At 71.8% G+C, this 20,988-nt stretch carries 21 protein-coding genes; 13 read left to right on the forward strand and 8 right to left on the reverse strand.

The window, feature by feature from the left end; genetic code table 11:
* From ABD823_RS11725 to ABD823_RS11735, 3 genes are all read left to right on the forward strand, one after another.
* The coding region (locus ABD823_RS11725; RefSeq protein WP_344858723.1) for a transglycosylase domain-containing protein at positions 1-2,397 on the forward strand (2,397 nt) is incomplete at its 5' end.
* A gap of 28 nt (positions 2,398-2,425) precedes the next feature.
* Positions 2,426-3,754 carry a glycosyltransferase family 87 protein gene (locus tag ABD823_RS11730; RefSeq protein WP_344858725.1) on the forward strand — a complete coding sequence of 443 codons (1,329 nt, stop codon included), beginning with the start codon at positions 2,426-2,428 and terminating at the stop codon, positions 3,752-3,754.
* Between the two features lies 1 nt (position 3,755).
* Positions 3,756-4,919 (forward strand): hypothetical protein, encoded by a 1,164-nt coding sequence (locus tag ABD823_RS11735; RefSeq protein WP_344858727.1) that lies wholly within the window; start codon positions 3,756-3,758, stop codon positions 4,917-4,919.
* 78 nt (positions 4,920-4,997) lie between these two features.
* On the opposite strand, the gene ABD823_RS11740 is transcribed toward ABD823_RS11735, so the two are convergent.
* Positions 4,998-5,756: a deoxyribonuclease IV gene (locus ABD823_RS11740; RefSeq protein ID WP_344858729.1), complete on the reverse strand. Its 759-nt coding sequence runs from the start codon at positions 5,754-5,756 to the stop codon at positions 4,998-5,000.
* 206 nt (positions 5,757-5,962) lie between these two features.
* On the opposite strand from ABD823_RS11740, the gene ABD823_RS11745 reads away from it, so the two are divergent.
* Entirely contained in the window at positions 5,963-6,145 is a 183-nt protein-coding gene (locus ABD823_RS11745; RefSeq protein ID WP_344858731.1) for a hypothetical protein, read from the forward strand.
* Between the two features lie 51 nt (positions 6,146-6,196).
* Here ABD823_RS11745 and ABD823_RS11750 read toward each other — a convergent pair whose 3' ends face one another.
* Positions 6,197-6,529 carry a hypothetical protein gene (locus ABD823_RS11750; RefSeq protein ID WP_344858733.1) on the reverse strand — a complete coding sequence of 111 codons (333 nt, stop codon included), beginning with the start codon at positions 6,527-6,529 and terminating at the stop codon, positions 6,197-6,199.
* A 219-nt stretch (positions 6,530-6,748) separates the two neighbouring features.
* On the opposite strand from ABD823_RS11750, the gene rpsF reads away from it, so the two are divergent.
* From rpsF to ABD823_RS11785, 7 genes are all read left to right on the forward strand, one after another.
* Positions 6,749-7,039, forward strand: coding sequence for a 30S ribosomal protein S6 (gene rpsF / locus ABD823_RS11755; RefSeq protein ID WP_344858735.1), 291 nt, complete (start codon positions 6,749-6,751; stop codon positions 7,037-7,039).
* 79 nt (positions 7,040-7,118) lie between these two features.
* Positions 7,119-7,697: a single-stranded DNA-binding protein gene (locus ABD823_RS11760; RefSeq protein ID WP_344858737.1), complete on the forward strand. Its 579-nt coding sequence runs from the start codon at positions 7,119-7,121 to the stop codon at positions 7,695-7,697.
* Positions 7,698-7,807: 110 nt separating this feature from the next.
* Complete coding sequence (gene rpsR / locus ABD823_RS11765; protein ID WP_012895699.1) at positions 7,808-8,044, forward strand: 30S ribosomal protein S18; 237 nt, start codon at positions 7,808-7,810, stop codon at positions 8,042-8,044.
* A gap of 14 nt (positions 8,045-8,058) precedes the next feature.
* Positions 8,059-8,505 (forward strand): 50S ribosomal protein L9, encoded by a 447-nt coding sequence (gene rplI / locus ABD823_RS11770; protein ID WP_344858739.1) that lies wholly within the window; start codon positions 8,059-8,061, stop codon positions 8,503-8,505.
* 221 nt (positions 8,506-8,726) lie between these two features.
* Positions 8,727-9,605, forward strand: coding sequence for an ABC transporter substrate-binding protein (locus tag ABD823_RS11775; protein ID WP_344858741.1), 879 nt, complete (start codon positions 8,727-8,729; stop codon positions 9,603-9,605).
* Positions 9,606-9,666: 61 nt separating this feature from the next.
* Positions 9,667-10,512 carry an amino acid ABC transporter permease gene (locus ABD823_RS11780; protein WP_344858743.1) on the forward strand — a complete coding sequence of 282 codons (846 nt, stop codon included), beginning with the start codon at positions 9,667-9,669 and terminating at the stop codon, positions 10,510-10,512.
* Positions 10,509-11,252 carry an amino acid ABC transporter ATP-binding protein gene (locus ABD823_RS11785; protein ID WP_344858745.1) on the forward strand — a complete coding sequence of 248 codons (744 nt, stop codon included), beginning with the start codon at positions 10,509-10,511 and terminating at the stop codon, positions 11,250-11,252. The genes ABD823_RS11780 and ABD823_RS11785 overlap by 4 nt, the downstream gene beginning before the upstream one ends.
* A gap of 189 nt (positions 11,253-11,441) precedes the next feature.
* Here ABD823_RS11785 and ABD823_RS11790 read toward each other — a convergent pair whose 3' ends face one another.
* Together ABD823_RS11790 and ABD823_RS11795 are read right to left on the reverse strand one after the other, a co-directional pair.
* A complete protein-coding gene (locus tag ABD823_RS11790) occupies positions 11,442-12,977 on the reverse strand; it encodes an amino acid permease (RefSeq protein WP_344858747.1) in 1,536 nt (511 codons plus the stop codon).
* A gap of 211 nt (positions 12,978-13,188) precedes the next feature.
* Positions 13,189-14,490: an MATE family efflux transporter gene (locus ABD823_RS11795; protein ID WP_344858749.1), complete on the reverse strand. Its 1,302-nt coding sequence runs from the start codon at positions 14,488-14,490 to the stop codon at positions 13,189-13,191.
* A 426-nt stretch (positions 14,491-14,916) separates the two neighbouring features.
* Here ABD823_RS11795 and dnaB point away from each other — a divergent pair, with 426 nt between their 5' ends.
* Positions 14,917-16,272 carry a replicative DNA helicase gene (gene dnaB, locus ABD823_RS11800; RefSeq protein WP_344858751.1) on the forward strand — a complete coding sequence of 452 codons (1,356 nt, stop codon included), beginning with the start codon at positions 14,917-14,919 and terminating at the stop codon, positions 16,270-16,272.
* A gap of 91 nt (positions 16,273-16,363) precedes the next feature.
* On the opposite strand, the gene ABD823_RS11805 is transcribed toward dnaB, so the two are convergent.
* The gene (locus ABD823_RS11805) at positions 16,364-16,984 is read right to left on the reverse strand and encodes a DUF1707 SHOCT-like domain-containing protein (protein WP_344858753.1); all 621 of its coding nucleotides are present in this window, start codon (positions 16,982-16,984) and stop codon (positions 16,364-16,366) included.
* A gap of 164 nt (positions 16,985-17,148) precedes the next feature.
* On the reverse strand, positions 17,149-17,898 hold the full coding sequence (locus ABD823_RS11810) for a phosphodiesterase (protein WP_344858755.1): 750 nt from the start codon (positions 17,896-17,898) through the stop codon (positions 17,149-17,151).
* 105 nt (positions 17,899-18,003) lie between these two features.
* Between ABD823_RS11810 and ABD823_RS11815 the strand changes: the two genes are divergently transcribed.
* Positions 18,004-19,212: a DUF5685 family protein gene (locus ABD823_RS11815; RefSeq protein WP_344858757.1), complete on the forward strand. Its 1,209-nt coding sequence runs from the start codon at positions 18,004-18,006 to the stop codon at positions 19,210-19,212.
* Between the two features lie 13 nt (positions 19,213-19,225).
* Here the strand turns inward: ABD823_RS11815 and ABD823_RS11820 are convergent, their stop codons facing one another.
* Positions 19,226-19,960 carry an ABC transporter permease gene (locus tag ABD823_RS11820; protein WP_344858759.1) on the reverse strand — a complete coding sequence of 245 codons (735 nt, stop codon included), beginning with the start codon at positions 19,958-19,960 and terminating at the stop codon, positions 19,226-19,228.
* Positions 19,957-20,868: an ABC transporter ATP-binding protein gene (locus ABD823_RS11825; protein WP_344858761.1), complete on the reverse strand. Its 912-nt coding sequence runs from the start codon at positions 20,866-20,868 to the stop codon at positions 19,957-19,959. Before ABD823_RS11825 ends, ABD823_RS11820 begins: the two co-directional genes overlap by 4 nt.
* Between the last annotated feature and the right edge of the window lie 120 nt (positions 20,869-20,988).

The following is a 20,988-nucleotide window of genomic DNA, read 5'->3' on the forward strand; positions in this document are numbered from 1 at the left end:
GGCAGGGGCGGGCGCGGCAGGCGCGGCAGGGGCGGGCGCGGCCCCGGCGGACCCGGTGGACCGGGCGGCCCCGGTGGTCCCACCGGCCCGGACGCGGAGGGTGCGCCGGAGCGCAAGAGCTGGAAGCGCTTCATCCCCAACTGGAAGATCCTGATGGCGGGCGCCACGATCCTCACCGCCGGCGTCTTCGGCATGATCGCGGTCGCCTACGCCAACACGCCCGTCCCCACGGACGTGCAGGACGAGGCCCAGGACCGGGGCAGCGTCATCTACTACCGGGACGGCAAGACCGTGCTCGCGCGGCTCGGCGTGAAGCGCACCCCGGTGACGTTCGACAAGATCCCCAAGCACGTCCAGGACGCGGTGGTCGCGGCGGAGAACCGCAGCTTCTGGGAGGACAGCGGCATCGACTTCTCCGGCATGGCCCGGTCGGTGTGGAGCACGCTCAGCGGCACCCAGGTGCAGGGTGCCTCGACGATCACCCAGCAGTACGTCCGCGGTTACTACGAGGGCATCACCAAAGAGGTCTCGATCCAGCGGAAGATCAAGGAGATCTTCGTCGCGGTCAAGGTCAACGACGACCTGGGCAAGGAGGAGATCCTCACCCGCTACCTCAACACCATCTACTTCGGCCGCGGCGCCAACGGCATCCAGGCCGCCGCGCAGGCGTTCTTCGACAAGAACGTCTGGGAGCTGAGCGTGCCCGAGGCGGCCTACCTCGCCGGCCGCATCCAGAACCCCAGCCGGTTCGACTCCCTGGAGCAGAGCGGGAACTTCGCGGCCACCAAGGAGCGCTACGAGTACGCGCTCGGCGGCATGGCGACGGTGAACCCCGAAGCGTACGGCAAGTACGCCAAGACCCCGTTCGAGGACCTGAAGATCAGGGACTACAAGATCGCCGAGGTCAACAAGGACATCCGGGGCTACATGCTCAACATCGTGCGCCGGGAGCTGGAGAGCCGGGGCATCACCGAGGAGATGCTGAACACCCAGGGGCTCCGGGTCACCACGACCTTCGACAAGGGGATGATGCAGACCGCCAAGAAGGTGGTGAACGCCAGGACCAAGGGCCTCGACCCCACCATCCACGCCACGGTGGCCTCGGTGGACCCCAAGACCGGCCGGGTGCTCGCCTTCTACAGCGGTGACGACTTCATCAAGGACTCCTACAACCGCGCCTTCGACGCCGCCAAGCAGGCCGCCTCGGCGTTCAAGCCGTACGTGCTCGCCGCCTGGCTGGAGGCCGGCTACTCCCTGGACAGCTACGTCGACGGCATGAAGACCATCGAGGCGGAGGGGACCAAGCCGATCAGCAACGCCGGCGGCGCGGCCTTCGGCCCGATCAACATGGTCACGGCCATGGCCAAGTCGGTGAACACCGTCTTCGTCCAGATGGGCCAGGAGGTCGGCCTGGACAAGGTCGCCGAGATCGCCAAGGAGGCCGGGGTCGGCGAGCGGGCCAAGGTGAACCCCTCCTACGGCGGCAAGAACGCCGTCGATTGGTCGGTGGAGCAGCACAAGTACGCGGTGACCATCGGCAGCGCCGCGGTCACCGCGGTCGAGCAGGCCGCCGGCTACTCGATCTTCGCCAACGAGGGCAAGCACGTCGACTGGCACACCGTCATCAAGGTGGTCGACGTCGAGGGCGTCGAGATCCTGCCGGAGCAGAAGACCGTCAAGCAGGTCATCACCCCGGAGGCGGCGGCCGACGTGACGCACGCCCTGCAGGCCGTGGTCAAGGGAGGCACCGGTGGCGCCGCGAACCTGGGCACCCGCCCGGTGGCCGGCAAGACCGGTACCAACAACGACTACAAGGACGCCTGGTTCGTCGGCTTCACCCCTCAGGTCGTCACCGCGGTCGGCATGTACAAAGAGGTGCCGTACACCATGGACGGCAAGCGGCGGCTCAAGGTCAACCAGTACGGCCAGGTCGCCAGTACCAAGGTCAAGAACGCGCTCTGGAAGGAGGAGCCGATGCCCTCCTTCATCGGAGGCGGCGGCACCCCCACCCAGATCTGGCACGACTACATGGCCGCCGTGACCGCCAAGCACGAGGTCCAGCAGTTCCCGCCGAAGGTCGGGGTGGGCACCGTGAACAACCTGGCCGAGCCCAAGCCGACGCCCAGCCCGACGCCCACCGAGCGGTTCGACGACGGCGGCGACGGTGACTGGCCCGGCGACGGCGGCGATCCGGACCTGCCCGACGGCGGCCAGCAGTGCGCGCCGGGCGACTGGGCGTGCGAGTCCGGGGCCGACGGCGGTGTCGGCGAGCCCGGCGGCGACGACGGCATCCCTGACGACGGGGGCACCGGCGGCGACGGCACCTTCGACACCAGCGTCGGCGGCGCCCCCGGCGAGGCGACCCTCCCGAGCCCGACACCGAGCGGCCGCCCCTGACAGGGGGAGCGCCTGACATGAGGAGCACATGAGGAGCGCCGAGTCGGCCCGGGAGCCGCTGCAGGACACGTTGACCGGCTTCGGGCAGCGGGCGGTGCCGTACCTGCCCCTGGCCCTGTTCGCGGGGCTGGGGGCGGTCCTCGCCTACCTGTGGAAGTGGCCGTGCCGCTTCGGCGGCGCCTGGAACCACGGCACGCTGCAGTTCACGAACTTCTGCTACACCGACATCTATCCGCTGTGGTGGAACGAGAAGCTCAACGAGGGCCAGGTCCCGTACTTCGACTTCCCGGTGGAGTATCCCGTCGGCATCGGCGCCATCATGGAGTTCTTCCGGCGGATCATCCCCGGGGACCCGGACACCACGGCGGCGGGCACGGTCTTCTACGACCTGACCGTCATCCTCATGGCGGTCTGCCTGGTCGTCGGGGTGCTGCTGATGGCGGCGCTGGCCGGCCCGGCGCGCCGCTGGGACGCGCTCTGGTACGCCCTGGCGCCCGCCCTGATCCTCACCGCCTACATCAACTGGGACCTGGCCGCCAACGCCCTGGCGCTGGGCGCGCTGCTCGCCTGGTCCAAGCGGCGGCAGTGGCTGGCCGGGATCCTGCTGGGCCTGGCCATCGCCACGAAGTTCTACCCGCTGATGTTCATCGGGCCGCTGTTCCTGCTGACCTGGCGGACGGGCCGGTGGAAGCCGTTCCTGCAGACCATGGCCGGTACGGCCGGCGCCTGGCTGGCCGTCAACGTCCCGGTGATGCTCTTCGCCTTCGACGGCTGGAAGCGGTTCTACGTCTTCAGCGAGGAGCGCCCGGCCGACTGGGGCTCGCTCTGGTACTTCTTCAACCAGAAGCAGTGGCCGATCCTCGGCGACGCCGAGCGGCTCGACACCCTGGGCGTGCTCTCGCTCGCCGCGTTCTGCGCGGGCATCGCGCTGCTGGCGCTGACCGCGCGGGAGCGGCCCCGGCTGATGCAGCTGTGCTTCCTCACCTTGGCGGCCTTCATGCTCACCAACAAGGTCTGGTCGCCGCAGTACGTGCTCTGGCTGATCCCCTTCGCGGTGCTGGCCCGGCCGAACGCCAAGCCGATCGCGCTGTGGATGGTCGCCGAGTGCTGGTACTTCTTCGCGATCTGGCTCTACCTGGTCGGCATCCAGGACGGCAACGCGCACCTGGGCATCGCCGGGGACACCTACTTCACCGCGGTCTGGGGCCGGGCGATCACCATTGTGATCATGATGGCCTTCGTGGTGCGGGACGTCCTCCGCCCCGAGCGCGACGCGGTCCGGCAGGACGGGAGCGACGACCGGTCCGGCGGCGTCTTCGACGAGGCCCCCGACCGGTTCCGGCTCGCCCTCGCCTGACGTGGCGGGAGGGACCGCGGACGCCGTGGAGCAGACCGGGCGGGAGACGGCGGAGGCCGCCGGGCGGGCACGCGCTTCCGCGGCGGAGGCGCTGACGCTCTGGATCGCCTCCCGCCTGGGGATCGTCGTCCTGGCCGCCGCCTCCGCGGCGGCCGTGGCACAGGGAGACAACGTTGCGCCGTTCCTGGAGCGCTGGCGGCACTGGGACGCCGACCTGCTCGCCGTCGTCGCCGAGCACGGCTACGGCGGCGACCCGTCCCGCGACCCGGACGCCGGGCTGCCCGCCTTCTTCCCGGGCATGCCGCTGGCGCTGCGCGCGGTGAACCTCGTCACGGGCGACTGGACGCTCGCCGGGCTGCTGATCTCGTTCGCGGCCGGCGCCGTCGCGGTGGTCGCGCTGGCCCGGCTCGCCGAGTCCGAGGGGCCGCCCGGAGCGGGGTGGCGCGCGGTGCTGGCGCTGCTGCTCTGGCCGATGTCGGTGTTCCTGTTCGCGGGCTACAGCGAGTCGCTCTTCTTGGCCTTCGCGCTGCCCGCCTGGCTGGCCGCCCGCCGGGGCCGCTGGCCGCTCGCGGCGGCGCTGGCGGCCGGGGCGTCCTGCGTGCGGATCACCGGGCTGTTCCTGGCGCTCGCGCTGATCGTGGAGTTCGCCGTCCAGCGCCGTCCGGTACGGCAGGCGCCCTGGCTGGCGGTGCCGTTCCTGCCGCTGGCCGCCTACTCGGCCTACCAGTACGGGCGCACCGGTGACTGGATGGCGTGGAAGACCGCCCAGGAGGCGGGGTGGGGCCGGACGATGGTCTGGCCGTGGGAGTCGCTGGCCACCACGTGGAGCTCCGCCATGGGCGAGGGGCAGTTCGCCTGGGCGTTCCGCATGGAGCTCGCCGGGGCGGCGGTCGGCGTCACGCTGGTGGTCGTGCTGCTCCTGCTGCGCCGCTGGAGCGAGCTGGTCTACGTCGGGCTCCAGGTGGGCGCGCTGATCTGCTCGGCCTACTATCTGTCGATCCCGCGCTCGGCGCTGCTGTGGTGGCCGCTCTTCCTGCTCGTCGCCCGGGTCTCCACCCCCGGACCGCGGTGGCGGACCGGGGTCATCGCCGTCTACGCGCTGGTCATGGGGCCGCTGGCGGTCTTCCACACGATGAGCTTCATGGAGGGCGCCTGGGTGGGGTGAGGCGCCTTACCCCTTTCTGCCGGAAAGTAATCCAGGGAAGTTATCCACAGGCTGGGGACAACCGCCCTCGACCGTGGATCAGAGATTCTTCCGCAGGAGGGCGAGGTCCTCGGCCTGCCCGGCGGGCGGGGTCTCCAGCACGATCGGCGCACCGGCCCTGCGGCAGACCTCCAGGATGAGCTCGGGGTCGATGGTGCCCGCGCCGAGGTTGGCGTGCCGGTCGGCGCCGGAGCCGAAGGCGTCGCGCGAGTCGTTGCAGTGGACCAGGTCGATCCGGCCGGTGACCGCCCTGATCCGGTCCACCGCGTCGGGCAGCTCCACCCCGGCCGCGTGCGCGTGGCAGGTGTCCAGGCAGAAGCCCACGTCGAAGCCGTCGAGCGCATCCCAGAGCCGGGCGATCCGCTCCAGCGTCCGGGCCATCGCGTTGCCGCCGCCCGCGGTGTTCTCGATGAGCACGGGGACCGGCCGGTCCTCCATGCGCTCGAACACCTTGCGCCAGTTCTCCACACCCTTGGCCGGGTCGTCGCCGGCGCCCACGTGCCCGCCGTGCACGACCAGGCCCTTGGCGCCCAGCTCCGCTGCGGCGGCCAGGTGCGCGCCCAGCAGCTTGCGACTGGGGATGCGGACCCGGTTGTTGAGCGTGGCGACGTTGATCACGTAGGGCGCGTGGACGTAGACGTCCACCTCGGAGCCCGCGATCTCCCGGGTCCGCTCGCCGATGACCGGGCCCTTCCAGCCCTGGGGGTCGCCGAGGAAGAACTGCGCGACCTCGGCTCCGATGGCCCGGGCGTGGGCGAGCGGGTCGTCCGAGTCGACGTGGGCTCCGATGCGTGGCATGCGTCGAGCCTAACCGCTGCGCGGCGCCGTCCCCCAGCGGTCCGCGGCCGGTTCCCGTGCGGCGCGCGCCGCCGTACGGGGCGGGCCGGCCGCCGCGGCTCTCGCCCCAGGTCGGCGGGCCCGCCGGTTTCAGGGCCCCGAGGAGGGGAAGTCGCCGGTGCGCGCCCTGCCCCCGTCCCCCCGAAGGGCCCAGCCAAGGAGTCGAAATGGCGTACCGCTACCGCAGAGGCATCAGCCTGGTCGGCCTCATCTATCTGCTGGTCGGCCTCTACGTCGCCTGGGTCTACGACTACATCACCCCCGCGCTGCTGCGGGACGTCGCCGAGGCCCTGCTCGCCGTCCTGCTCTGGTTCCTCGTCCTGCTCGGCGTGGACCTGCACCTGGGCTAGCCGTACGGCCCGGCCCGGCTGCCCCGCGGAGCCGCCGGACCGGCCGGGTCGCTACGGGAGGAAGCCGCCGTGGTAGATGCCCATGGCCACACCCACGAACGAGGCCACGATGCCGATGATGTTCAGCGCCCGCTCCGGGGTCGTCGCCGAGACGTACTGGGAGTAGAAGCCCCCCCAGAACCCGACCGCGCCCAGCCAGGCCGCGGCGACGTGCGCCCCCGGGAAGAGACCGCAGACGAAGGCGATCACCCCCAGGGTGAACGTGGCGATGCTCAGGCCGTTCTCCAGCGGATGGGGACGGCCGTCGGCGTCGAGGAGCGGGAGCCGTGCGAACTTCGGCGCCCGCCGCTTGGTGGGACGGGTCGTTCGTGTCGTCTGCGACATGGATCACCACCTCCTTCCCCCTGTTTACGGAGGTTCCCGGGGAACGTCCGCCCAACCCTTGACAGCCTGGTAGGCTGGCTCGGCTGCGTTGTATGGGCGTGTCATGGGCCGCCCTCCGCTCCGGGCGCCGAAGTGGGCGCGCGGGGTGAAGACGTCAGCGTCCTCCTGTCACGGCACGGTGTCGTGACCGCAACAGTCCAGAGGAGGTTGGAAGCCAGCATGCGTCGTTACGAAGTGATGGTCATCCTCGACCCTTCGCTCGATGAGCGCACGGTGGCCCCGTCCCTCGACCAGTTCCTCTCGGTCGTCCGCAATGACGGCGGCACGGTGGAGAAGGTCGACGTGTGGGGCCGGCGGCGGCTGTCCTACGACATCGCCAAGAAGTCCGAGGGCATCTACGCCGTCATCGACCTGACCGCCGAGCCCGCCACGGTCAAGGAGCTCGACCGGCAGCTGGGCCTCAACGAGGGCATCCTCCGCACCAAGGTGCTCCGCCCGGACGTGCACTGATCCCCGGCGTTTTTGTCGGGCGGCAGCCGTACTCTGAGCCGACAACCAGCCAAGGCCGCAGGAAGGGCAGAAGCTAGCCATGGCAGCAGGCGACACTCAGATCACCATCGTCGGCAACCTCGTCGACGACCCCGAGCTGCGCTTCACCCCCGCGGGGCAAGCCGTGGCCCGGTTCCGCGTCGCGTCCACTCCGCGTTATCTGGACAAGCAGACCAACGAGTGGAAGGACGGCGAAGGCCTCTTCCTGACCTGCAACATCTGGCGGCAGGCGGCGGAGAACGTCGCCGAGAGCCTCCAGCGCGGCATGCGGGTCATCGTCCAGGGAAGGCTGCGCCAGAGGTCCTACGAGACCAAGGAAGGCGAGAAGCGCACGGTCTACGAGGTCGAGGTCGACGAGGTCGGCCCGTCCCTGCGCAACGCCACCGCCAAGGTCAACAAGACCACCCGTCAGGGTGGTGGCGGCGGCTTCGGCGGCGGTGACCCGTGGGCCTCCGCGGCGCCCGCTCCCCAGGGCGGGGGCTACGGCGGCGGTGGCGGCAACTACGGGGGCGGTCCTCAGGGCGGCGGCTTCGGCGGCGGTCCTCAGGGCGGCGGCTTCGGCGGCCCCCAGCAGGGCGGCGGCTTCGGCGGCGACTTCAGCGACGAGCCGCCTTTCTAAGCGGACGATCCGCGGCGGTCCCCGTGGCCGTCGCGGGCCCGTCCACCCCAGTCCCAGTATCCGCAGCGACCATTCCCGCCTGACGGCGGGGCTCTGAAAGGAGCACCACGATGGCCAAGCCGGCACTGCGCAAGCCGAAGAAGAAGGTTTGCCTGTTCTGCCACGACAAGATCTCCTACGTCGACTACAAGGACACGGCGCTGCTTCGGAAGTTCATCTCCGACCGTGGCAAGATCCGTGCTCGCCGGGTGACGGGCAACTGCACCCAGCACCAGCGTGACGTGGCGACCGCTATCAAGAACGCTCGTGAGATGGCGCTCCTGCCGTACATGAGCACCGCGCGCTAAGGAGGTCCGGACCAATGAAGCTCATCCTCACCAGTGAGGTCACCGGCCTCGGCGCCCCCGGCGACATCGTCGAGGTCAAGAACGGCTACGGCCGCAACTACCTGCTCCCCCGCGGCTTCGCGATCCCGTGGACGCGCGGCGGCGAGCGGCAGATCGTCTCGATGAAGAAGGCCCGCGAGGCCCGTGAGATCCGCGACCTGGGCACCGCCCAGGAGGTCGCGGGCCGGCTCAAGTCCCTGAAGGTGTCGCTGAAGACCAAGGCCGGCCAGGCCGGTCGCCTCTTCGGCTCCGTCACCACGGGCGACATCGCCGAGGCCGTCAAGGCCGCCGGCGGCCCCGAGCTGGACCGCCGCCGCATCGAGATCCCCAACGCGATCAAGAGCGTCGGCTCCCACCGGGTCACCGTCAAGCTGCACCCGGAGGTCTCCGCCGCCCTCGACGTCGAGGTCGTCGGCGTCTGACCGGCAGCGTGCACGAGGGCCCCTTCCCGGTTCCGGGGAGGGGCCCTTCCCGTGTGCGGCCTCCGTACGGCCTCCGTGCGGCCTGCCCGGGAGTCCGTGCGCGGTGCCGCCGGGGCGCCCGGGCACGCGGGAGCCGTACGTCCGTTGCGGAGGCCGTTTTTCCGCTGGTCGGCGGCTGTACATAGAATTCGGGGGTCATCGCGCTCCCCCGGAGGTTTGTCATGGTTCGTCCCTCGATGCTGCTCGCGCTCGGCGCCCTCGCGGTGGCCACCGCGGCCTGCGCACCGGCCTCCGACACGGCGGGCCAGGCGAGCCCCTCCGCCCCGGCCGGCTCCCCGGCCGCGGACGCCTGCGCCAAGGACAAGCTCACCCTGAAGACCCCGGGCAAGCTGACCATCGGCACCGACAAGCCCGCCTACGAGCCGTGGTTCAAGAACGACGACCCGGCCAGCGGCGAGGGGTACGAGAGCGCGGTCGCCTACGCCGTCGCCGACGGGCTCGGGTTCACCAAGGACGAGGTCGTCTGGCAGACGGTGCCGTTCGACGCCGCCTTCGCCCCCGGTGCCAAGAAGTTCGACTTCGACATCAACCAGATCTCCATCACCCCCGACCGGGCCAAGGTCGTCGACTTCAGCGACGGCTACTACACGGTCAAGCAGGCCGTCGTGGCGATCAAGGGGTCGGCGTTCGCCTCCGCGACCGACCTGGCCACGCTGAAGGACGCCCGCATCGGCGTGCAGGTCGGCACCACCAGCCTCCAGGCGGTCAAGGACGTCATCCGGCCCACCGCCGAGCCCAAGGTCTACAACGTGCAGGTCGACGCGGTGAACGCGCTGAAGAACAAGCAGGTGGACGCCATCGTGGTGGACCTGCCGACCGCGTTCTACGTCACCGCCGCACAGGTCGAGGACTCCGTGATCGTCGGGCAGTTCGGCGCCGCCGGCGGAACCCCGGAGCAGTTCGGCCTGGTCTTCGAGAAGGGCGCCACGCTGGTCTCCTGCGTCAACGAGGTCCTCGGCGAACTCTCCTCGTCCGGCAAGCTCGCCGAGATCGAGAGCACCTGGCTCGGCTCGGCCGCGGGCGCCCCGGAGCTGAAGTGACCCACCGGGACACCGGGAGCGCACGCGGTGCCCGCGTCCCGCTCCCCGGCGGACGGCGCGCATGAGCGAGACCACCTGGATCAAGAGCGAGCGGCAGATCCGGCGGGAGAGGCTCCGCCGGACCCGGGCCGTGCGCTCGGGCACGATCGCCACGGTCTCCACGATCGTCTTCCTCGGCGTGCTGGCGGCGGTGGTCACCGGCTCACCGGGCTGGCCCCGGGTCCGGGAGACCTTCTTCAGCGGTGAGGCACTCGTCAGGGCCTGGCCGGAGGTGCTCGACGGGTTCTGGACGAACGTCCGGATCTTCCTGATCGCCGAGCCGGTCATCCTGGTCCTCGGCCTGCTCGTCGCGCTGGCCCGGAACCTGCGGGCGCCGGTCTTCTTCCCGCTGCGCGCCCTGGCGGTGGCCTACACCGACGTGTTCCGCGGCGTGCCGACCATCCTGGTGATCCTGCTGGTCGGCTTCGGCGTCCCGGCGCTCGGCCTGCAGGGCACGCCCACGGACGAGATCACCCTGGGGGTGATCGCCCTCGTGCTCTCCTACTCCGCGTACGTCGCCGAGGTCTTCCGCGCGGGCATCGACTCGGTCCACCCGAGCCAGCGGGCCGCGGCCCGCTCCCTGGGGCTGAGCCACGGCCGGACCATGCGCCACGTGGTGCTGCCGCAGGCCTGGCGCAGGGTCGTGCCCCCGCTGCTCAACGACTTCGTCTCGCTGCAGAAGGACACCGCCCTGGTCTCCACGATCGGGGTGATCGAGGCGCTCCGCCAGGCGCAGATCGACGCGGCGAGCACCTTCAACTACACCCCCTACCTGGTGGCGGCGATGATGTTCGTCGCGCTCACCATCCCCATGGCCCGCCTGACCGACCATCTGGCGGCCCGTTCGCAGAGGCGGCGCGGCGCATGAGCCTGTTGACCATCGAGGGCGTCTGGAAGGACTACCACGGCCACAGCGTGCTGCGCGGGATCGACCTGACGGTCGAGGCGCACGAGGTGGTCTGCCTCATCGGCGCCTCCGGCTCCGGCAAGTCGACGCTGCTGCGCTGCGTGAACCTGCTGGAGACCGTCGACGACGGCGCCATCCACCTGGACGGCGTCGAGATCACCGACGTCCGGGCCGACGCCGACGAGGTGCGCAAGCGCGTGGGCATGGTCTTCCAGTCCTTCAACCTGTTCCCGCACATGACGGTGCTGGACAACATCACGCTGGCTCCGCGCAGGGTGCACAAGGTCGGCCGGGCGCGGGCCGAGGAGCAGGCCCGCGACCTGCTGGCCCGGTTCGGGCTGGCGGACAAGGCCGAGGCATACCCCGACCGGCTCTCCGGCGGCCAGCAGCAGCGCGTCGCCATCATCCGGGCCCTGGCCACCCAGCCCCGCCTGATGCTGCTCGACGAGGTCACCTCGGCGTTGGACCCGGAGCTGGTCGCGGAGGTGCTGGGCGTCATCAGGGAGCTCAAGGAGGGCGGGATGACGATGATCCTGACCACCCACGAGATGGGCTTCTGCCGGGAGATCGCGGACACCGTCTGCTTCCTCGACGGGGGCGTGCTCCTGGAGCGCGGCACCCCCGAGCAGATCTTCACCGACCCGCAGGAGCCGCGGACCCGGGAGTTCCTGCGGAACGTGATCGAGGCCCGCAGGATGTGACGCGGCGTGCTCCGGACCGGGGCCCGCGGGAGGTGACGTGACCTCCGGTGGGGGTGAGGCCGGAGCAGCCCTCCGGCGGTCCGGTCCCCGTCCGGGGCGGGCGGTCCTCCGGCGGTCCGGTCCCCGTCCGGGGCGGGCGGTCCTCCGGTCGTCCGGCCTCCTGCCCGGGGCGGGCGGTTCCGGCCGCCGTCAGCGCCGGTGCCGGCCGCGGTTGCCGTACTCGGGCTCGACGGGAGGCCTGCCGCCGCCGGAGGCGAGGACGCTGCCGCGCCTGCCGTACAGCAGGTAGACCAGCAGGCCGAAGACCATCCAGGCGGCGAAGTACAGCCAGGTGACGACCTGGAGGTTCACCATCAGCCACAGGCAGGCCAGGATCGTGGCGACGGGCACGTAGGGCGAGAGCGGGGCGCGGAAGCCGCGCGGCAGGCCGGGCATCGTCCGGCGCATCCGGAGCACCCCGGCGGCCGAGGCGATGAACGCGGTCAGCGCGCCCATCACCACCAGCGGCTCCAGGGTGAGCACCGGAACGAACTCGGCGAGCAGGATCGCCACGGCGCCGATGACCAGGGTGGCCCTGGTCGGGCTGTGGTAGGCGCGGTTGACCTTCGCCAGCGAGCGGGGGAAGAGCCCGTCGCGGGCCATCGCGAAGACCACCCGGGTCAGGCCGACGAGCAGCACCAGGACCACCGTGGTCAGGCCGAGCACCGCGCCGACGTTGATGACGTGGACCATGAAGCCCACACCCGCCTGGCGGAAGGCGCTGGCGAGCGGGGCACCCAGGTCGATCTCGTCGTAGGAGGTCATGCCGACCATGGCGACCGCGACCCCGATGTAGAGGACCGTGGTGATCACCAGGCTGCGGATGATGCCGCGGGGGATGGCGCGGGGGGCGTCCTCCGCCTCCTCGGCCGCCGTGGCCACGACGTCGAAGCCGATGTAGGCGAAGGCGATCGTGGCGGAGGCGGCGAAGATGCCGAACCAGCCGAAGGCGTCCGTCTGGCCGAAGAGCAGCCCGAGCACCGAGGACCGCAGGGTCTCCGAGGCCGCGGGGACCGGAGCGGACGGTGCCGGGATGGCGCCGAGGTTGCCCTGGTCGAAGTGGAGGGCGCCGACCACGATCACCGCCCCGATGGCGAGCAGCTTGGCCACCACGATGATCCACAGGGCGCGCAGGCCGACCCGGGCGCCGAGCGCCACCACGGCCGTGAGCAGCACCAGGATGAACAGTGTGAACAGGTCGAAGCCCTCGGCCCGGCCGACGACTCCGGAGAGTGCCCCGGGGATGGGCACGCCGAAGTCGGCCAGCATCTGGGCGGCGTAGAGCGACCAGGCGCGGGAGACCACCGCGGCGGCCAGGATCAGCTCCAGCACCAGGGCCCAGCCGACGATCCAGGCCCAGACCTCGCCGAAGATCACGTAGGTGAAGGTGTAGGCGCTGCCGGAGGCCGGCATGGCGGAGGAGAGCTCGGCGATGCAGAAGGCCACGAGCAGGCTCGTGATTCCGGCGATCATGAATGAGAGGATCACGCCGGGGCCGGCCATGGTGGCCGCCTGGCGGCCCGCGAGGCTGAAGACGCCCGCCCCGATCATGACGCCGACGCCCAGCACGATGAGGTCGCGCGGCCGGTAGGTCGTGGCCATGCCGTGGCGCGCGCCGGTCCAGCGCTCCGTCGCCTCGTTCGGCGGGAGGCGGCGGGTGATCGATGAAGAGCGGTCCTCGGACACGGCGCGGCCAATCATGATCGGAGCAACACCCTGTGTTGCCGGATCTGTTCACAGTGCCGCAGGAGGTCACGCCGGACAATAGAGAAGCGATTACGGCGTGGACACCTCGCGGTCACGCACCGGTCGTCCGGGACTGCCGGACCCGGTGAAATGCGTGAGGCGCATGGGGTGCCGCGGGGCGCCGTGAGACGTTGCGGGGCGCTGAGGGGCGTCAGGCCCCGGTCACCAGCCACCGGTCGCCGCGGGCGCGCAGGCCCAGTGTGACCATCCGGGCCACCATCCACAGGCCCAGCGCCGCCCAGAGCGCGACCAGGCCCCCGCCGGAGAGGGCGACCAGCCCGGCGGCGGGCAGGTAGGCCAGCGTCGTCCACACCCCCGCCCAGGCGAGGTAGGACTGGTCTCCGGCCCCGATCAGCACCCCGTCCAGCACGAACACGATCCCGGCGACCGGCTGCAGGAGCGCCACCGCCCAGAGGGCGGCGAGCAGTTCCCCGGCCGTCCCCGGACCCGCGTCGAACAGGCCGGGCGTGAGGGGCCTGGCCGCCACCACCGCCAGCCCGAGCACCACCCCGGAGCCGATGCCCCAGGCGACCATCCGCCGGGTCGCGGCCCGGGTCCCCGCCACGTCGCCCGCGCCCAGGGTGTGCCCGGTGATGGCCTGCCCGGCGATCGCGATCGCGTCCAGGGCGAAGGCCAGCAGGGTCCAGATCCGGAAGGCGATCGTGTGGGCCTCCAGCTGCTCCTCGCCCATCCGGGTGGCCGCGCCCGTCGCGATGAGCAGCACCGCCTGCAGGCAGAGCGTGCGGATCACCAGGGCGATCCCGGCCGATCCGGCGGCCCTGATCCCGGCGAGGTCGGGCCGGACCGGAGCGCGGTACCGGCCGAACATCATCGCCAGGTAGACGGCGGCGGCGAGCGTCTGGGCCAGCACGGTGCCCCAGGCGGATCCCGCCACCCCCCAGTCCAGGACGAGGACGAACACGCCGTTGAGCACCGCGTTGAGCGCGAAGGCCCCGACGGAGACCAGCAGCGGCGTGGCGGTGTCCTGCATGCCGCGCAGCACCCCGGTCCCGGCCAGGACCAGCAGCATCGACGGGACGCCGAGCAGGCTGATCCGCAGGTAGGTCACCGCCTGCCGGGCCAGCTCGCCCTCCGCGCCGAGCACCTGGACGAGGTACGGCGCCAGCGGCCACACCACCACGATGATCACTACACCGACCCCGGCGGCCAGCCAGAGGCCGTCCACCCCCTGCCGGAGCGCCCGCGGCCGGTCACCCGCTCCCAGCTGCCGGGAGACCGACGCGGTGGTGCCGTAGGCCAGGAACACGCACATGCCCACCAGCAGGCTCAGCACGGTGCTCGCCACCCCCAGCGCGCCGAGCGCGGGCGAGGGCAGACGGCCGACGATCACGGTGTCGGTGAGGAGGAAGAGCGGCTCGGCGACCAGCGCGCCGAAGGCGGGGACGGCCAGCCGGAGGATCCGCCGGTCGTCGGGGTGGGGGGTAACGGGCACCGATTCATTGTGCCTCTTACCTGCGGCCGGGGCGGCACCCGTTCCCGGCGGTCGGGTCCGTGTGCTCCCGTGCTTCCTTCCTGCACGTTCCCGGTCCTCCGTCCCGTGCGGGCGGCACCCCGGGCCGTTCCGGCGGGTACGGCGGGCACCGCGGGCGCGGTCCGGGCGTGGAACTCCGACTTTCTTTCCTCCACAGGCGGTGGATGACGTTCTCGCAGGCAGGAGAGGTGCTGTGGACTCAGGGCGAGAGTTATCCACAGGGCTGTCCCCAGGGTTTTCACATGTCTGGGGGAGAACTGCACACGTTATCCACAGGTCTGTCGACAGGCCGCGTTGCCGCACCTGCGGGGAGCGGCGAGACTGTCAGACCGGTCGGCTAGAAATTGAAGGCAGCACGGCCGCGATGGAGCACGAAGGGGGTGCGCGGTGAGCATCGCAGATCCACCGGTCTTCGAGCCGGGGTTCGAGCGCACGCCGCCGAACAACATCGAGGCGGAGCAGTCCGTGCTGGGCGGCATGCTCCTGTCCAAGGACGCCATCGCCGACGTCGTCGAGATCGTGCGCTCGGACGACTTCTACCGCCCGGCCCACCAGATCATCTACGACGTCATCACCACCCTGTACGGCAAGGGCGACCCGGCCGACGCCGTCACGGTCTTCGACGAGCTGCAGAAGCGCGGCGAGGTGGCCCGGATCGGCGGCGGCGCCTACCTCCACACGCTGACCGCCGTCGTGCCCACCGCCGCCAACGCGAGCTACTACGCGAAGATCGTCCGTGAGCAGGCCATCCTCCGCCGCCTCATCGAGGCCGGCACCCGCATCGTCTCCTACGGGTACGGCGGGCAGGACGAGGAGGTCGACGACCTCGTCGACCGCGCCCAGGCCGAGATCTACAAGGTCACCGAGCGCCGCACCTCCGAGGACTACGCCCCGCTGTCCGAGATCATGCCCGGGGCCCTCGACGAGCTGGAGGCCATCGGCGGCCGGAGCGGCCAGATGGTCGGCGTGCCCACCGGCTTCCAGGACCTCGACGCCCTCACCAACGGCCTCCACCCCGGCCAGATGATCGTCGTGGCCGCGCGACCCGCGATCGGCAAGTCGACTTTGGGTCTGGATTTCGCCAGATCTGCCGCTATCAAGCACGGCATGACGACTGTCGTGTTCTCGCTGGAGATGTCCAGAAACGAGATCACGATGCGCCTGCTCTCGGCCGAGGCCCGGGTGGCGCTGCACTCCATGCGCTCGGGCTCGATGACCGACGAGGACTGGGCGAGGCTGGCGCGGCGGATGGGCGAGGTGGCGGAGGCCCCGCTGTTCATCGACGACTCGCCGAACATGTCGATGATGGAGATCCGGGCCAAGTGCCGCCGCCTGAAGCAACGTCACGACCTGCGCTTCGTCGTCATCGACTACCTCCAGCTGATGTCGTCGCCGAAGAAGACCGAGAGCCGCCAGAACGAGGTCTCCGAGATCTCCCGTGCGATCAAGCTCCTCGCCAAGGAGCTGGAGGTCCCGGTCATCGCGATCTCGCAGCTGAACCGCGGCCCGGAGCAGCGGACGGACAAAAGGCCGATGGTCAGCGACCTTCGCGAATCAGGCTCCATCGAGCAGGACGCGGACATGGTCATCCTCCTCCACCGGGAGGACGCCTACGAGCGCGAGTCGCCCCGGGCGGGCGAGGCGGACCTGATCGTGGCCAAGCACCGAAACGGCCCGACCGCCACGATCACCGTCGCCTTCCAGGGGCACTACAGCCGCTTCGTCGACATGGCCGCCCATTAGGGCCCCAGGGCCCGCAGGGCGTCCGTCCGCCGCGGTTGCCGGGTGACGGCGGTGACGCCGTGCGTTCGTCCGCGGAGCCCGCACGCGCGGATCACCGAGGGCCGGGGCCGAGCTCCGGTCCTCCCCGGCCCGTGACCCTGCGGTAGCGCACCCAGACGTCGCCGGTCCGCACGTAGCCGGTGAGCCGCACGGTGACGCCGCCGGGCGCGAGGGGCACCGGCGGACGGTTGTGGACGGCACCCATCCGGTGCCGGACGACCTCCCCGTCGCGGACCACCCAGCCGCGGGGCACCACGACGACGATGTCGCCGAACCAGGAGGTGATCTCGACGTCGAGCAGCACCTCCCGGTGCGGGCAGTCGGCCAGGGTGAAGTCGATCCGCACCTTGCCCCACCTGCCGGCCTGGGCGCTGACGTGCCGGGGCACCGTCCAGCGGCCCGTCTGCGCGATCCTGCCGCCGCCCGCGTGGAGCCGGAGCACGTCACCCCCGGCCGGTGCGGGGAACGGGGCGGCCGGGGACGGCGCGCCGTACCGCTGCAGGCCGGACACGATCTCGTCCAGTTCGCCCAGGGTGCGGGCGGTGTAGGCGCGGTCGATCCGCTCGGTCAGCTCCTCCAGGCTGATCCGCCCCTCGCCGACGGCGACGCGGAGCAGCTCCGCGACCCTGTCGCGGTCCTGATCACTGGCCCGAAGTTTCCGGTGATCGGTCATGGCGCCCTCCATGGCTCATGAATCATGAAACCACGGATCCGCCCGCGGGCGCCGTCCTGTGCAGCCGGAGCCTGTGGACTCGGAACCTTCGGCCCGTACGGGGTCCGGGCCCCGTACGGATCCGGGGGAGTGCCGCCCGCTCCCGGGACGCCGGCCGCACGGGTCTACAGGACCGGGCGGACGTGGGTGGTGAGGCGGCCGCCGTCGAAGACGTGCAGGGCGATCTGGGGCGGCAGCTCGCGGTCGATCGGGACCCGCTCCGCGGTCTCGGCGGAGGTCAGGGCGGTGCTGACCACGCCGGGGGCGACGAGCAGCGGCAGGCCCGCGAAGACGGTGCTCGCCGGGGTGTGCGCGTGCCCGGCGAGCACGGCCACCACCCGGGGGTGGCGCCGGAGCACCTCCGCCAGCCGCTCCGGGGCGCGCAGCCCGATCTCGTCCACGTACGGGACGCCCAGGGCCACGGCGGGGTGGTGCATGCCGACGAGGGCGGGGGTCCCGGGGTCCTCGGCGAGCACGGCGTCCAGCCAGGCCAGCGTCTCGTCCTGCAGGAAGCCCTCGGGCCGCCCCGGCACGCTGGAGTCGCACAGGGCGATGGTGAGGCCGTCGAGCCGGAGCACCTGGTCGACCGGGTCGTTCCCGTCCCCGGCGCCGCCCTCGCCGAGGAGGACCTTGCGGAAGGGCGCGCGGGCGTCGTGGTTGCCGGGGCAGACGACCGTGGGGAAGCGGGAGGCCAGCAGGTCACGGGCGGTCTCGTACTCCTCCACCGCACCGTGGTCGGCGATGTCGCCGGTGACCAGGACGGCGTCCAGCGGGCCGGGGAGGCTCTCCAGGTGCCGCATGACGGCCCGGGTCCGCTCGGCGCTGCGCGGGGTGCCGTCGATGTGGATGTCGCTCAGATGGGCCAGGGTCAGCATGCGGACAGCCTCGCATGTCCGCGGTCCCGGGTGCGGAGCCGGTCAAGTCATCCTCAAGTCGCCTGTGGCATGGTTTGCGTCAGTCGCAACGAGTGCGGGGTGAGGATGTTCGGGATCGTTCGGCCGTGCCGCCACGGGATGTGCCGGGGGCTGTTCACGTCGTGGATGGCCCATCTGTGCGGGCTCTGCCTGGCGCTGCGGGACGAGCACGGCCACGCGGCGCGCCTGGTGACCAACTACGACGGGCTGCTGGTCTCGGTCCTGGCCGAGGCGCAGGCGCCCGAGCTCTCCCCCCGCCGCCGGGCCGCGCCCTGCGCGCTGCGCGGGTTCTCCGGCGCCGAGGTCGTCGGCGCGCGGGCCGAGGGGGTGCGGCTGGCCGCGGCGACCTCGCTGATCCTGGCCTCGGGCAAGGTCGGCGACCACATCGCCGACCGCGACGGGATGTACGCCCGCCGCCCGGTCGCCGCCGTCGCGGGCCGGGTGGCCGCGCGATGGGAGGCGGCGGGCACCCGGACGGCCGCCGCCGTCGGGTTCGACGCCGGGGTGCTGGTGGACGCGGTGGCCCGCCAGGCCCGGCTGGAGGCCGAGCCCGGCCGGGTCCTGCTCGACCTGACCGCGCCCACCGAGGACGCGGTCGCCGCGGCGTTCGCGCACACCGCGGTGCTCGCAGGCAAGCCGCACAACGCCGCCGCGCTGGCCGAGGCCGGCCGCTGCTTCGGCCGGATCGCCCACCTGGTGGACGCGGTGGAGGACCTGGAGGAGGACCGCGTCTCGGGCGCGTACAACCCGCTGCTCGCCACCGGCACCGGCACGGCCGAGGCCCGCCGCCTCTGCGACGACGCGCTGCTGGGCCTGCGGCTGGCGGTGGACGACCTGGACCTCGCGGAGCGGAGCCTGGTGCGGGCGCTGCTGGTCAAGGAGGTCCGCCGCTCGGTGGAGCGGGTCTTCGCGCGGCACGCGCCCGGGACCGCCGGGACGTGTGCCCGGGAGGTCCGGGGCAGGACCGCCCCCGTGGGCGCCCCGCCGCCGGGCCACCCGGAGGCGGTCCTGCCCCGGACCCCGAAGCGCCCGGTGAAGCCGGACTGCGGGCCCCGGCTCTGCTTCGCGCTCAGCTTCATGGCCTGCACCTGCGGGATCTACCGGCCGCCGTGGGACGAGGAGCGCGACCTGCCCTGGTACGAGCGCATGGGCTGCGACGCCTGCGGGCAGTGCTGCGACGCGTGCTCCTCGTGCTGCGACGGCTGCCAGTGCTGCTGCAACTGCTGCGGCGAGGGCGGCTGCTGCGGTGACGGCTGCAGCTGCGGCTGCGACTGACCCGGTCCGGGGGTCAGCGCCAGCGGAAGAAGCGGGCCGCCAGGCCGCCGAGGACCAGCAGGGTCGCGGCCATCACGACCAGGTGCAGCGCCTGCGGCGCGCCGCCGGCCCACGTGTCCCGCAGCGCCTGGCCGAACGGGGCCATCGGCAGGAAGTCGCCGATCCTCCGGAGCAGGTCGGGCATCATCTCCCGGGGGATCCACATGCCCGACATGAACAGCAGGGGGAACATCAGCAGCGAGCCGATGCCGGGCGCGGACTTGCCGGTGGGCGCGAGGGCGGCGATCAGCAGCCCCAGTCCGAACATCGAGGCCGTGCCGAGCAGGAACACCCCCGCGAACGGCAGCGGGCTCCCCGGCAGGGGGATGTCGAGGAAGAGGTGGCCCAGTCCGATCAGCAGGGCGGTGGAGACCACCGCCACCGCGAGGTTGATCACCATCTGGGCGGTCAGCAGCCGCACCGGGCTGACCGGCGTGGTCGCCATGCGGCGCAGGACGCCGCTCTCCCGGTAGGTCGCCAGTGTGCTGGGCAGGATGGTCAGCGCCATCGTCACCACGGACAGGATCGTCATCATCGCCGGGAAGTGGTTGTCGATGATCCGCTGACCGCCGAGATCGGCGGAGACCTCCTGCATGCCCGAGGTGCTGCCCAGGCCGAGCAGGAGCCCCAGAGGGAGCAGGATCGCGAAAATCAGTGCGCCCGGCTCGCGGAGGAAGAGCCTGGTCTCGGTCATGATCATCTTGTTCATCGGTCGTCTCCCGTGTGGATCTTCTTGCCGGTGAGGGCGAGGAAGGCGTCGTCCAGGGTGGCCTGCTCGACGCGGAGGTCGGCGGGGACGACGCCGACGGCGGACAGCGCCCCCGCGACGGCGAGGAGCAGGTCACCGGTGCCGGTGACCTCCACCCGGTCGCCCTCCCGGCGGACCTCGGCCACCTCGGGCAGCGCCGTCAGGACGGCGTGGTCGAACGGCTGCGAGGGCCGGAACCGGACGGTCTGCCGCCGGTCGAGCCGGGCGACGAGCCCGTCCGGGCTGTCGAGGGCGACGACCCGGCCGGAGTCGATCAGTGCGATCCGGTCGCAGAGCCGCTCGGCCTCCTCCATGAAGTGGGTGACCAGCACGATCGTCACGCCGTCCGCGCGGACCTGCTCGATGAGGTCCCAGGTGTCGCGGCGGGCCTGCGGGTCCAGCCCGGTGGTCAGCTCGTCGAGGATCGCCACCCGGGGGTTGCCGACCAGGGCGAGCGCGATGGACAGGCGCTGCTGCTGGCCGCCGGAGAGCTTGCCGTAGCGGGTGTCCCGCTTGTCGGCGAGCCCGACGCGCTCCAGCAGCGCCTCCCAGTCCGCGGGACGGGGGTAGAAGGAGGCGTACAGGTCCAGGGCCTCCCACACCTTGAGGCGTTCGGGGAGCGCGGAGCTCTGCAGCTGCACGCCGAGCTCCTCCTTGATCCGGTCGCCGGACAGGCCGCCGAGCACCTTCACGGTGCCGGAGTCGGGGGTGCGCAGGCCGGCGACGCACTCGACGGTGGTGGTCTTGCCGGCGCCGTTGGGACCGAGGACGCCGAAGATCTCGCCCTCCTCGACGGCGAACGAGACGCCGTCCACCACGGGCCGGCCGTTGTACTGCTTGCGGAGGTCGCTGACCTCGATGACCTTCATGGCGACGACGCTACGGACGGGCCCGCGCCGGGAGAATCGGCCTGGGCACCCGGCGGGGGTGGGGTTATCTCCACTCCTGCGCGGTGCCCGGCCCCACTGGGCGGCACCGGCTCCGATGGC

Origin of the sequence: Planomonospora alba, assembly GCF_039534085.1 — a bacterium.
GTDB classification, from domain to species: Bacteria; Actinomycetota; Actinomycetes; order Streptosporangiales; family Streptosporangiaceae; genus Planomonospora_B; species Planomonospora_B alba.